Source organism: Streptomyces sp. NBC_01351 (genome assembly GCF_036237315.1).
Classification (GTDB): Bacteria; Actinomycetota; Actinomycetes; order Streptomycetales; family Streptomycetaceae; genus Streptomyces.
Genome location: NZ_CP108356.1, coordinates 4,741,189 through 4,753,984, shown reverse-complemented (window position 1 = coordinate 4,753,984; position 12,796 = coordinate 4,741,189). Strand labels below are relative to the sequence as shown.

Annotated in this window: 9 protein-coding genes; 5 read left to right on the top strand and 4 right to left on the bottom strand. The window is 74.4% G+C overall.

All coding sequences use genetic code 11. The features are described 5' to 3' along the window. Window positions 1-47: 47 nt before the first annotated feature. The 4 genes from OG625_RS22010 to OG625_RS21995 all read right to left on the bottom strand — a co-directional run bounded on the left by OG625_RS22010 (window position 48) and on the right by OG625_RS21995 (window position 7,106). Window positions 48-1,238 (bottom strand): MFS transporter, encoded by a 1,191-nt coding sequence (locus OG625_RS22010; RefSeq protein ID WP_329383777.1) that lies wholly within the window; start codon window positions 1,236-1,238, stop codon window positions 48-50. A 48-nt stretch (window positions 1,239-1,286) separates the two neighbouring features. Next, entirely contained in the window at window positions 1,287-2,660 is a 1,374-nt protein-coding gene (locus OG625_RS22005) for an ATP-grasp domain-containing protein (protein WP_329383774.1), read from the bottom strand. A gap of 103 nt (window positions 2,661-2,763) precedes the next feature. Continuing rightward, the gene (locus tag OG625_RS22000; protein WP_329383771.1) at window positions 2,764-3,408 is read right to left on the bottom strand and encodes an NADPH-dependent FMN reductase; all 645 of its coding nucleotides are present in this window, start codon (window positions 3,406-3,408) and stop codon (window positions 2,764-2,766) included. Continuing rightward, window positions 3,405-7,106: an ATP-grasp domain-containing protein gene (locus OG625_RS21995; protein WP_329383768.1), complete on the bottom strand. Its 3,702-nt coding sequence runs from the start codon at window positions 7,104-7,106 to the stop codon at window positions 3,405-3,407. The genes OG625_RS22000 and OG625_RS21995 overlap by 4 nt, the downstream gene beginning before the upstream one ends. A 341-nt stretch (window positions 7,107-7,447) precedes the next feature. Between OG625_RS21995 and OG625_RS21990 the strand changes: the two genes are divergently transcribed. Genes OG625_RS21990 through OG625_RS21970 form a run of 5 tightly spaced genes read left to right on the top strand, consistent with a single transcriptional unit; the run spans window position 7,448 to window position 12,791 of the window. Next, a complete protein-coding gene (locus OG625_RS21990) occupies window positions 7,448-9,322 on the top strand; it encodes a WD40 repeat domain-containing protein (protein WP_329383765.1) in 1,875 nt (624 codons plus the stop codon). After that, on the top strand, window positions 9,319-9,990 hold the full coding sequence (gene ribA / locus OG625_RS21985; protein WP_329383762.1) for a GTP cyclohydrolase II RibA: 672 nt from the start codon (window positions 9,319-9,321) through the stop codon (window positions 9,988-9,990). Before OG625_RS21990 ends, ribA begins: the two co-directional genes overlap by 4 nt. Continuing rightward, window positions 9,987-10,985 (top strand): formylglycine-generating enzyme family protein, encoded by a 999-nt coding sequence (locus OG625_RS21980; RefSeq protein ID WP_329383758.1) that lies wholly within the window; start codon window positions 9,987-9,989, stop codon window positions 10,983-10,985. The genes ribA and OG625_RS21980 overlap by 4 nt, the downstream gene beginning before the upstream one ends. Beyond that, window positions 10,982-12,067 (top strand): pyridoxal-phosphate dependent enzyme, encoded by a 1,086-nt coding sequence (locus tag OG625_RS21975; protein WP_329383755.1) that lies wholly within the window; start codon window positions 10,982-10,984, stop codon window positions 12,065-12,067. The genes OG625_RS21980 and OG625_RS21975 overlap by 4 nt, the downstream gene beginning before the upstream one ends. Then, entirely contained in the window at window positions 12,045-12,791 is a 747-nt protein-coding gene (locus tag OG625_RS21970; protein ID WP_329383752.1) for a class I SAM-dependent methyltransferase, read from the top strand. The genes OG625_RS21975 and OG625_RS21970 overlap by 23 nt, the downstream gene beginning before the upstream one ends. Window positions 12,792-12,796 lie beyond the last annotated feature (5 nt).

The following is a 12,796-nucleotide window of genomic DNA, read 5'->3' as shown; positions in this document are numbered from 1 at the left end:
GCAGAGGGGAGTGTTCGGCGCCCTCTCCATCGCTGCCGCGCCCCTTCTCACGCGGCGGCCCCGACGGCGTGCGGCGCCTTGCCGGCAGCCGGCGCGGGAGCCGGTACGCGCATGGCGACCAGCCCGACGGCGGTGAAGTAGAGGCCCCAGCCCAACCAGCCCCAGCCGGCCCAGCCGACGGAGGCGGTGATGAGCGGGGGTCCGACGACGGTGGCGACGGCGAACCCGAGGTTGAAGGCGGCGAGGTAGGCCGGCTTGCGGCCCTCGGGGATGTGCAGGAGCGCGGCGCCGGTGGTGCCGGCGATGACGTACAGCTCCGCGAGGGTGAACAGCAGGGCGGCCGCGACCACCAGGGCCAGGTCCGCGGTCGCGCCGCCGAACGCCGTCAGCGGTACGACGACCGCGGCCAGTGCGGCCAGGATCCCGCCGCGCCGCATCATCCTGCGGGCGGTCCCGAACTCCTCGGAGCCCTTGCTGACGCGGACCTGCAGGACGACGACGAGGGCGGTGTTGAGGACCTGGACGAGGGTGACCGTCCAGGCGGGGGCCTGGGTCTCCTGCACCACCCAGAGCGGGACGCCGAGTCCGAGGACGAGCGCCGACATGGTCAGGGCCCCGTACAGGGCGGTAATCCGCAGGAAGGCCCGGTCGCGCAGGACGCTGGTGCGCGAGATCCCGCCCTGCGCGGGGTGCCCGCTGTCGCCGAAGGTGCGGCAGGCCACGGCGCACCCGATGAACAGGACGGCGGAGAGCACCATCACCGCCCGGTAGGCCCAGGCCTCGCCGATCGCGATGGCCGCCCCGGAGGGCAGCGCGCCCGCGGCCATGCCCGCGTTGCGCAGCGATCGGAGCCGGGCGAGGGCCCCGACCGCCTCCTCGTTGCCGGCCCGGGCGATCAGTCCCGACTCGATGAGCGGGCTGATGCCCCGGCTCAGCAGCCCGGCCACGGCCGAGGCGAGCAGCGCGGCGACGAACGTGGTGGACGCGGCCAGCGCCAGGAAGGCTCCGGCCCGCACCAGGTAGAGGACGGTCAGCATCGTGCGGGTGCCGAAGCGCTCGGCGGCCCGCGCGATGGGCATGGCGCCGAGCAGCGAGGTGATGCCGGCGACACCGAGGACCAGCCCGATCTGGGCATTGGGCAGGTGGACGGCCTTGTCGAAGAAGAGGACGGACAGGGAGAGGTACATGCCGAGCCCGACCGCGTCGGCGAGCCCGGTGGCGTAGAAGCGTTTCTTCATGAGCGATCCCAACGTCATGGGTGAGAGGGATTGCGCCGGCCGGGCGACTCAGGCGGCGGCCTGCACGGTGGTCTGCGCCACGGCCTGCACCACGGCCTGCACGGCGGCCGACGACGCGTCGGCTTCGACCAGTTCGATGCCGAGGGCCCGCTCGATCCGGTGGGCCCCTTCCCGGGCCAGGTCCGGCGTCGGCGCGCCGAGCATGAAGGTCGCCAGGTGCAGGGTCCGGTTGCGGCTCACCTCCCGACCCGGCCCGAACCGCGGTGCGACGTAGACCAGCTCGGGGAAGGCCGCCAGCAGCTCCTGCGTCGGGGTCTGCGCGGCCACCCGCCATGCGCCCTCCGGGATCGGCACCATCCGCAGCAGCGCCGCCCGGCTGAACTCCGGCTCGGCGTCCGGGGCGAGCCCCAGCGCGCTGCGGCCGATCTGGGCGGCGTAGTCGTAGCCCGCGGCGACCTCGAACAGGACCGGCATCGGCCCGCCCGCCCGGGCGTTGACCTCGATCACGCGCGGCCCCTGCGGGGTCAGCGCGATCTCCGTGTGCACGGCCCCGGTGGTCAGCCCGATCGCGGCGATCGCCCGGTCCGCGCAGTCGACGGCGGCCGCCTGGGTGGCGGCGTCGAGCCGCGACGGCAGCGACGCGCCCTCCTCGGCGTAGCCGTGGCGCAGCGCCATCCGGTCGGAGACGGCCAGGTGGTGGCGTTCCCCGGCGGCGAGCAGCGATTCCACACTGCAGTACGCCGCCCAGCCGGTGTCCCCGTCGGTCTCCAGCTCCAGCCGCTCCTCCAGCAGGAAGACGTCCTCGCTCTGCAGGAACGCCGACACCGTGGCCCGGCCCTCGCGGTAGGCCGCGAGCAGCTCCTCGTCCGTACGGACCAGCCGCACGCTCTGACTGCCCGCGCCGAGCGAGGGCTTGAGGACGGCGGGGAGGCCGATCCGCCGGGCCGCCCCGGCCAGGTCCTCCTCCCCGCGCACCTCCGCGAACCGCGGTGAGGGCACCCCGTGTTCGGCGAAGACCCGCCGCTGCCGGGACTTGGACTGGGCGACGGCCACCGCCTCCGGGGAGTTCCCCGGCAGCCCCAGGCGCTCGGCGAGTTCGGCCTGCGGGCGCAGCAGCAGCTCCGAGTACGTGACGACGCCCGACAGCGCGTGCCGCGCGTGCAGGGCGAGGCCGGCGGTGACGGCCCCGTCGAGGTCGGCCGCGGTCAGGAACTCCCCGTCCAGTCCGCGCGCGGCCCAGTCGGCGCGCACCGGCTCCGGGTCGCCCCAGGCCGAGATGTGGACGACGGAGACCGCCGGGCTGAGGCGGGAGAGGGAGTCGAGCGCCTTGGCGGGCGCGTGGCCGCCGATACCGGAGATCAGCAGCAGGTGCGGCGGCTGGTCGGTGGCCTCGGCGGACGGGCGGGCGGTGCGGGAGGTCATGGCGCGTCCTTTCTGATGGCGGGCGTCTGGTGGCGGGCGTCTGGTGGCGGGCGTCTGGTGGCGGGCTTCTGGTGAGGGCTTCCGGTCGCGGGGCGAGGCGGTGTCAGCAGAGGAGGAGGGCCGGCGGCTCGCCCGCGGGCGGCCTCGGCGCCCGCACGGCCCCGGCGGCGGTGACGAGCACCGGGGGCGCCAGGGGCGCCGGGGACGGCGGGGACGGCGGAAGCCGGCGAGGGGGGCGGAACGAGAGCAGTTCGGCGACCAGGTCGTCCATCCGCTCGTGCAGCCCCTCCAGCGGCGCCCCCGGCGTGAAGTCCCCTCCGGTGGAGGCGATGTGGGTGGGGACGGCCCAGCCACCGAGCGCCCGGACCACCGACCGCATCTGGTCGCAGGCCGTCCCCGCGCCGCGCGGACCGCCGCCCGCGGCGATCAGCCCCACGGGCCGGTCGGCCAGCGCCTTGCCGGTGAGGTGGTCCAGGGCGTTCTTGAGCAGCCCGCTGTACGAGCCGTGGTAGACCGGTGTCGCCATGACGGCGCCGCTCGACCCGGCGATCCGTGCCCGGAGCCGGGCCGTCTGGCTGCCCGGCGGCGGGTCCTCGTAGTCGTCGATCCGGTGCTGCTGGGTGAACTCGACGCTCAGATCGATGAGTTCGTAGGCCGTCCCGGCCGCCCTGATCCGGGTGGCGGCCAGCTCCAGGACCCGGCGCGAGACCGAGTCCCGGTCGGCGCTGCCGAGGATGCCGAGGATCACCGGACGTCCCCCGCGGATCCGGGCGGCGGCCCGATCACCAGGCGCACCTCGCGCTCGGCACGGGCGACCAGCCGCTCGACCTCGGCGTGCGAATCGTGCGCGAAGACGTGCGTGCTGGCGCCGGTTCCCGAGAACTGCTGCGAGGGGACCACGTCCCCGGGCCGGTAGGGAACGGAGCGGAGGTACGCGTCCTGCGCCACCGCCGAGTCGTCGAAGTCCAGCAGTACGCCGCCGTCCGTGAAGTGCACCGTCCAGCCCGCGTGCGCGGCCACCGGCTCGCGGCGGCCGGTCCTCGGGTCCAGGCCCACGTCGCTGAGGATCTTGGCGTGGGCGAGGTCGATGCCGGTGGTGGCCAGGAACGCCCCGCCGGTGCCCGCGCCACCCGGACGTCCGGCCACCTCGCAGAAGGTGAACGCCCCGGACCCGTCCACGAACGCCTCCAGGTGCAGTACCCCGGTGCGGACGTGCCAGGCGTCGATGACCTGGCCCAGCAGTTCACGGGCGGCCGCGCGGACGGCGGGGTCGGCGACCGTGATGGAGGACAGCGGTTCCCGGCGCGAGACGCAGAGGGTGTCGGTCTCGTAGCGGGACGCGTCCCAGATCACGTCGCCGTCGTGGACGACCGCGTCGATGTGGCACATGTCCCCGTCGACGAAGCCCTCGCACAGGTGCGTGCCGGGGCTGAACTCCTCGCGCACCCACCGCTCGACCTGCGCGGCGTCCGTGAGTACCGACACCCCGTGGGAGCCGGATCCGTCGCGCGGCTTGACCACGACCTTGCCGTGCCGGTCGAAGAGGTCGGTGACGTCCTCGGGGGTGTGGACGAGATGCCCTTCGGCGGTACGGATCCCGGCCCGGCGGGCGATGCGCTTCATCACCGCCTTGTCCACGAACCTGCGGGCCGCGGCCGGGTCGCTGCCGGCCGTCCCGAACAGGGTGCGCAGTTCGGCGGCCGGTTCCAGCAGCCGCTCGGAGACGGTCGCGACCCGGTCCACCGGGTGCAGGGCGTTCACCGCGCCCGCGAGGACCCGTACGGAACCCCGGTCGAACACGTCGGTCCGCGCGACGAAATCGCCCGCGCCGGCGGTGGTGCCGCCGACGGCCGAGCTCAGGACGCTGACCCGGAAGCGGTCCGGGTCCAGCAGCGGCGTGCCGTCGTCGCGGGTCCACACCCTGGGGCCGATCCGGTCCAGCACCAGGACGTGCGTGCGGTCGGCCCGTTCGGTCTTCCACACCAGCGAGCGCTCGATCCTGGCGGCCGCCCGCTCGGCGTGGACGGTGCCGGGCCCCGCCACGGTGTACTCCAGGCGCACGACCGGTCCGGCGTGGATGCGCGCACGGTCGAGCGGGGTCCGGACGCGCGCCAACTCGGGTACGTCGTACAGCTCTTCGGCCCCGGTCGCGGCCACGATGCGGAAGCGGCCGGGCTCCGAGAGGACGCGGCGCTGGATGGCGACCCGTCCGGCGTCGGGCAGGGCCGCGCCCACGGGCCGGCCCAGGGCGCCCTCGGTGAGCGCCGTCGCCAGGCTCCGCCGGTGGGCGGCGTCGTAGAGGTCGAGGACCTGCCGGTCGAAGCCGGGCAGTACCAGGGGCCGCGCGGCCCCCGCCCCGAACACGACCCGGGCGCCCCCCTCGACCCCGGCGGCCCGCACGGCCGCTTCGGCGGCCCCGCGCAGCCGCGCGGGCACCGGCCCGGCAACCAGCCGCCGCTCGCTCCCGCCCTCGTCGAGGGCCTGATCGCCGGTCTCGTCGATCACGGCGAGCGCCTCCACCCGCCCACCACCGACAACGACCAGCACCGTGTGCACGGGATCACTGACAAAGCCCCCCTCCTCAAGCAACTCCCCACCACACGCCGCGTCTTCACCCCCAGCCACACGAATCCCAACCACGCCGACGGGGGCGGGCTCCCCGGCACCGGAGGCCCCGGCCCTGGCAGCACCGGCCCCGGCCCCACTGATCCCGGCCGCGCCCGCAGGGGCAGACTCCCCGGCCCCAGCCCCACCGGTCCGGGCCGCACCGGGCTTGGCCACACGGGACCCGGCCCCAGCCCGCGCCGCACCAGTCCTGGTCGTGCCGATCCCGGCCGCACCGGTCCCGGCGGCCCCGGCGAGGGAAGGCCCCTCAGCCCCGGCCCCGGCCCCGGCCCCGGCAGCAACGGCGGCCCCGGCCAGCGCGCGCAGTTCCCGGGCCTCGCGCTCGTACGCGCCCGCCCAGGACAGCACTCCGGCCACCGGGTGGCGTTCGTGCGCCGCCAGGAACTCCGCACGGACCTCGTCGAAGGTGAGCTCGTCACGCCGCAGCACGGTCAGGCGCGCGGTCACCGCCCCGGCCGCCGTCACGATCCGCTCGACCGGGTCCTCCCCGCTCAGCAGCAGCACCACGTGCTCGCCGCCCGCGCGCTCCGGCTCCGCGCCACCGCCCTCGTGCGCCACCGCCTCGACGCACAGCGACTCCCGTACCAAAACAGCCGCCTCCGCGGCGACCCGGACGGCCGTCGCGGCGTCGGCGCCGCGGACCATCAGGTAGCCGTACCGGTCGTGGTTGGTGGCCAGCGCCCGCACCCGGTCCCCCGGGCCGACGCTCACCGCGCAGTCGATCACCCCGGCGGGCAGCTCCGCGAGGGCCGGCAACGTTCCGCGCACGATCCCCGCGGCCGGGCTCCACAGCGCCTGCAGGGCCACGGTGGCCACCGGCGGCGCCGCGTCCTCGACCGGCCTGCCGGTGGCGATGGCGACCAGGTCCCGGGTGATGGACCGGCCCAGTGCCAGCGACATCTGCCGGGTCACCACGTACCCGGCGATCCGGCCGTTCACCTCGATCAGCTCCGGGCCGGTCGGCGTGATCAGCAGCTCCACGTGGAGCGCGCTCGCGCGCACCCCCAGCGCCTCGACCGCGTCCAGGACGAACCGCCGGGCCGCGCCCATGCCCTCGAAACGGGCCGGGAAGTGCCCGCCCAGCTCGGCCGTCGTCCCGGGCGCCGCCGCGAGGCGTTCGGCGAAGCCGAGCAGGACCGTACGCCCGTCCTGGACCAGCAGCTCGGCGCTGACGTGGCGCCCGACGGCGTACTCCTCGACGAGCGCGGCCGGCCCGTCGCCGACCGGCCCCTCGCCGGCCCGCCCGTCCGGGGCTCCGGCCCGCCCGTCCCGGACCTCCAGCAGCCCGGCCAGCGCGCCGGCCGCCTGCTCCCGGGTCCAGGCCACGGTGACCCCCACCGAGTGGCGGCCGACCGTCGGCTTGACCACGCACGGCAGCCCGATCTCGTCGACCGCGGCCAGGCCCTCCTCCTCGGTGACCACCCGGCGCCAGCGCAGGCTGCCGATACCGGCCTTCCCGAGCCGTTCCCGTACGGCCGACTTGTCGCCGAGCAGCCGCGCCGTCTCCGGCGACTCGTAGGTCAGGCCCAGGTCGCGCGCGAACAGCGCCGCGCGGTGGTGCAGGTTGTCGTCGCGGCAGATCACTCCGTCGACGGGGGCGGGGCCGAGCAGACCGCGCAGCCGGGCGGTCAGGTCCTGGCAGTCCGCCAGGTCCGGTACCTCCACCACCCGCGCGGCACGTCCGATGAGCTCGAAGGCGGGATCGACACGGTGAGCGTCGAGGCTCGCCGTGACGAAGCTGACTTCGATTCCGTCGTCGGCCATCTCGGCGACGACGTCAAAACCTCTTACGTACGACGTCCCCAGCAGAACAACATGCATGTGCTCAGCCCCTTGAGTCCTCTTCTTCCCTCGCAGCATCAAGGGGAATGCAATACAGGGGCAAGCGCCCACGGAATACCGCCGGGCACTCCATCACCTCTTCCCGCTCCGTTCCCGTCCGGTTCCCGCCCCATTCCCTCACCAACACCACCCAGACCCACGCTGACCTGCGCAAACATGTCAAGCAAAAGAATCCGAATACATCAACTCCGGCGACTTCCCATACTGTCCGACAACGCGTTGCCAGCCCTCCGCCTCCCCCTTAATCTGCGGATCAGAAATCTGGACTGACATCCCGGCCGCGACCCTCCCAGGTACCTGAAGAAAAGGACTGAGACAGCGTGCGCACCATCTCCATCCCGAAATCCGGTACCGGACATTCGGCCCCGATCACCCACGTGGCCTTCAGTCCGGACGGTTCCCGCCTCGCCACCTCCTCCTACGACGGAACGGTGATCGTCTGGAACACGGGTGACCCCGCGCGTCCCACCGAGACGGCGACCCTCCGGCACCGCCGGCTCGTCAACTCCTCGGCCTGGAACCCGGCCGACCCGACCCTCCTCGCGACGGCCTCGGCCGACAAGACGGTCGGCATCTGGCGCGTCCCCCTGGAAGGCCCGGCCACCCTGGTCAACGTCCTGGCCCGGCACACCGACGACATCAACTCGGTCGCCTGGCTGCCCGACGGCGAGCGCCTGATCTGCGTCTCCGAGGACGGCCGCGCCACCCTCTGGTCCGTCCTCGACGGCACGTTCCTCACCGAGGTCGGCTCGCACGAGGCGCACTGCATGATGGTCTCCGTCAGCGCCGAAGGCCTCGCCGCCACCGTCGGCGAGGACGGCCTGGTCGCCGTCAGCGACCCCGCGTCCGGATCCTTCGTCCCGCGCAAGCGCCACTACGACTCCTCCATCGAGGGCTGCGCCTGGTCCCGGGCCGGCGACCTCCTCGCCGTGGCCCGAGACGACGGCTCGGTCGACCTGCTGAGCCGCGAGCTGGACCTCGTACTGACCGTCGAGGTGTCCACGTCCGCCGCCCGTGCCGTCGACTGGGCCGAGGACGACTCCGCCTTCGTCGTCGGCGCGTACGACGGCTCGCTGCACTGGTTCGCCCGGTCCGGCGAGCGGCTGCACACCGTCGCGGACCTCCGCGTGTGGCCGCGCTCCGTCTCCGCCGCGCAGGGCCTGGTCGCCGCCGGCTCCTTCCGCAACGCCCCGCACCTGTACGACATGGCGAGCGCCGGGGAACTGTCCGGCCCCGACCGCGCCACCCACGGCCCCAACGCCCTGGCCGCCCGCGGCGACGAGCTCCTCATCGGCGGCGACTGCGGAACCGTCTTCGCCGTGCGCATCGAGGACGGAACACAGTCACGGGCCACCGCGATCGCGCTGACCGACGGCCCGATCCTGTCCCTCACCACCGACGGCGACACGATCTACGCCGGCACCTACTCCGGCCAGGTCATCCGCTACGACGGCACCACCCGCGCGTACAGCGAGCGCCTCGGCGCGCCGATCCCCTCCCTCACGCTCGACGGGGGCCGCCTCGTCGCCGGTACCTACAACGGCGAGTTCCTCGTCCTGGACCCGGCCACGCTCGCCCTCGAAGAGCGCATCGAGGCCCACGGCGGATCGGTGAAGTCCCTGGCCCGGCTGCCGGAGGGCGGTTTCCTCTCCGCCGCCACCGACCGCACCATCGAGGCGGGCTCCCTGCGGGAGCGCACCCGGCTGTGGGAGCACGGCAACCTGGTCAACGCGGTCGCCGGCCTCCACGGCCCGCACGGCTCCGCCGTCGCCAGCGCCTCCCGCGACCACACCGTCAAGGTCGGCCTGGTCACCCGTACCGCGGACGGGGGCTGGCGCACCGGAGCGCTGCAGACCCTGCTGGGCTCCGACGAGTCCGTCAAGTGCGTGGCCCTGCTGGGCGACACCCGACGGCCGACCGTCCTCGCCGGCTCGTACGACTTCAACCTCTACTCCTGGCAGGTCGACTGGGCGGACTCGGCGGGCACCCTCGCCTCCGGCCGCGTCCTCGCCGACTTCACGCAGGGCCTGTCCTGCATGCTCCACCTCGCCGACGGCCGCGTCGCCGTCGCCGGCTGGGACGGCCGGATCGTCATCGTCGGCGCCGACGCCGAAGGCACCGCCCGCGTCGAGCACTCCCTCCACATCGACGACATCGCGCTGAGCGCGGAGGACCGGAAGCAGGTGGCCGCATGACGCCCCCGCCCCCGCCCCAGGACGCGCCCCAGGACCCGCAGGCCGTCCCGGCGACGGTCCGGGCCCGCGTACCCGTCACCCTCGCGCGCGTGGGCGACCGCAGCGCCGGCCTCATCACCTTCCACCACCTGCCCGACCCCGGCGAGCACTTCGCGATCGTCGTCCCGGCCGCCGCCGCACCCCAGGACGCCGAGGCGCCGCTGGTGCGGCTGCACAGCGAATGCCTGACCGGCGACGTGCTCGGCTCGGCCCGCTGCGACTGCGGCCCCCAGCTCGACGAGGCCCTGCACCACATCGCCCGCCACGGCGGCGCCGTCCTGTACCTGCGCCAGGAAGGACGCGGCATCGGCCTCTACAACAAGCTCGACACCTACGTCCTCCAGTCGCAGGACCACGACACCTTCACCGCGAACCGCATGATCGGCCGCGGCGACGACGAACGCGACTACGCGGCCGCCGCCGCGATGCTCCACGCCCTCGGCCTGACCCGGATCCGCCTGCTCACGAACAACCCGGACAAGGTACGGGAGTTGCGCGCGCACGGCATCGAGATCACCCGGGTCGTCCCCACCGGCGTGTACGTCACCGCGGAGAACGCCCGCTACCTGTCCGCCAAGGCCGAGCTCGGCGGACACACCCTCGCCCTGCTCCAGGAGGCCGCGGCATGACCCTCGCACTCGAAGACCTGGCCGGCTCCCCGCACTTCAAGGAACACGGCGCCCTCGCCGACCCGGCCCGGCTCCACCCCGCCCGGCTGCCCGGCACCACCACCACGAGCACCTCTACCAGCGCCGAGCGGCTCGCCCGCGCCGTGGAGGACCCCGGCCTCCCGCTCTCCGAGCGCCTCGCCGCCGGCGCGGTCCTCGGCCTCGTCGGCGACCCCCGCATCCCCTGCCCCACCTCGGGAGCGGGCCCGGCCACGTCCCACGTGCCCGGCGGCACCATCCGCATCGGCCTGCCGGCGAACGAGACCGGCTACGTCACCGCCGCCTGGGCGCACGTGGGCGTCGAGGAGTCCTGGATCCTGAAGGAGTGCCCCGAGCACACCGTGGACCTGGCCGACTTCTGGATCGCCACCTACCCGGTGACCAACGGCGAGTACCGCGCCTTCCTGGCCGACACCGGCCCGGAGGAGCGCCCCACCACCTGGTACCTGGGCGCCTACCCCTGGGACCGCGCCAACCACCCCGTCGCCGGCATCCGCCCCGAGCACGCCGACGCCTACGCCGCCTGGCTCACGCAGCGCACCGGACACCCCTGGCGCCTGCCGACCGAGGCGGAGTGGGAGCACGCCGCCAAGGGCCCCGCCGGCCTGCCCTACCCCTGGGCGGGCGGCTTCGACCCGGAGGCGGCCAACACCCGCGAGTCCGGCGTGCACACCACCACCCCCGTCGGCGCCTTCCCGGCCGGCCGCTCCCCGTACGGCGCCCACGACATGGGCGGCAACGTCGAGGAGTTCACCGCCGACGACTACGCCCCCTACCCGGACGGCCCCTACGTCGCCGACCACCTGGTGGAAACGATGGGCACCTACCGGATCGCCCGCGGCGGATCCTTCTCCCGCTTCGGCGACCTGACCCGCACCCGCCGCCGCCACGGCGCCTTCCCCGGACCGCTGTACCCCGTCGGCTTCCGGCTGGCCACCAGCGAGCGCCCCGCATGACGGCCGCCCTGCTCACCGGGGAGGCGCCCACGGCCGCCCCCGGCTTCCCCGACATCAGCCGGGCCCTGACCGACCGGGCCCCCGCCCTGGCCGACCTCCACAGGGCCTTCGCACCCCTCGAAGCCGCGGCGCACCGACTGCTGCCCGCGCTCGCCTCGATACGCCACGGCATCGGGGACACCCCTCTGGTACCGGTCCCCAGCCGGGCCGGACGGGGCCGCGTATGGCTCAAGACGGAGGCCGCCAACACCTCCGGCTCCGTCAAGTCCCGTACCGCGTACGCCCTGTTGTGCGCGGCGGTCGCCTCGGCCGGCACCCCCGACGTACGCCTGACCGAGTACTCGGGCGGCAGCCTCGCCGTCGCCCTCGCCGATCTGTGCGGACAACTGGGCCTGGACCTCCACCTGGTGGTCCCCCACGGGGCCTCCGAGCGACTGCTGACCTCCCTGCGCCGCCAGGGCTGCCGGGTCACCGTGAGCCGTGCGGGCGCCGGCTTCCTCGGCGCGATGGACGAAGCCGTCCGCGTCGCCGAGCGCGAGGACCGGCGGCTGCTGCTCCAGCACTGCGCGGCCGAGAGCGCCGCCCTGCACCGCGAGCACACGGGCGCGGAGATCATCGCCCAGCTGTCCGGCTACGGCGTCGAACCTGTGGCCCTGGCCGCGGGCGTCGGCACCGGCGGCAGCCTGGCCGGCACCGCGATGGCCGTCGCCGGCGCCTGGCCGGACTGCCGCGCCCTCGCCGTCTTCCCGGCGGAAGCCGAGTACGGCGACGAACGCGCCCCCGACGCCGCCCGCCGGATGAACGGCACGGGCGGCCTCGGCCACGGCCTGCGCCAACCCCTGCTCTCCGCCTTCCCGGAGGGCTTCTTCAGCTACACCACCGTCGCCTATCCAGAGGCTCTGCAGGCCATGCGCCACCTGCGCCGGGAGCACGGGATCTCCGTCTCCGGCAGCGGCGCGGGCGCCTGGCTCAGCGCCTCGGCGGAAGTCGACCAAGGCCCGTCAGGGCGCAACGCAGTCGCGGTCGTCGCAGGCCGCGGCACAATCGAGGAGTGGGAGCATGCCGCAGGACGGCAACGCTGAGAAGCGTGACATTCAGAAGGGTGACCGGCGCGAACCCGTGCCCGGCCGGCGCGCCACGGACGCCGTAGCGGCGGAGCACGGCTACGGCGAGTACCGCGAGATCGTCCGCGGCTCGTTCAAGCGGTGGTACAGGGAGAACCGCGACAGCTGGTCGGTCAACAACACCAACGACCGCGTCACGCACTTCACGATCGCGGCCGCCCCCACCGACAAGCCCGAGCCGGGCTCCGGACCGGCCCGGGTCCTGGACATCGGCTGCGGTCGCGGCCTGCAGACCGCCTCCCTCGCCGAATGGCTGGAGGCCGAGGTCACCGGCCTCGACCTGCTCGACGTGTGGGACACCCCCGAGGTCCAGCACGGCTCGACGCGCTTCCACCAGGGCGACTTCCTCGCCTTCCAGGCCGAGGGCCTCGACCTGCTCGTCGACAACGGCTGCCTGCACCACCAGCGCCGCGAGGACTGGGGCACCTGGGTGGAGCACGGCCGCAAGATGCTACGGCCGGGCGGCGTGTGGGTGGTGAGCGTCTTCCTCAGCCCCGACGGGGAGATCACCCCGCACCCGCTCGCGGACGGGCGCCTGAACTGGTGGCTCACCGAGGAGCTCGTCACCGAGCTCTACGAGGCGGGCGGCTTCCGCTCCACCGGCCGCCTGGAGATCGACCGCCACTTCGTGTACGAGGGCCACCGGCTCAAGTACCTGACCCTGTCCTTCGCCGCGGTCTGAGCGGC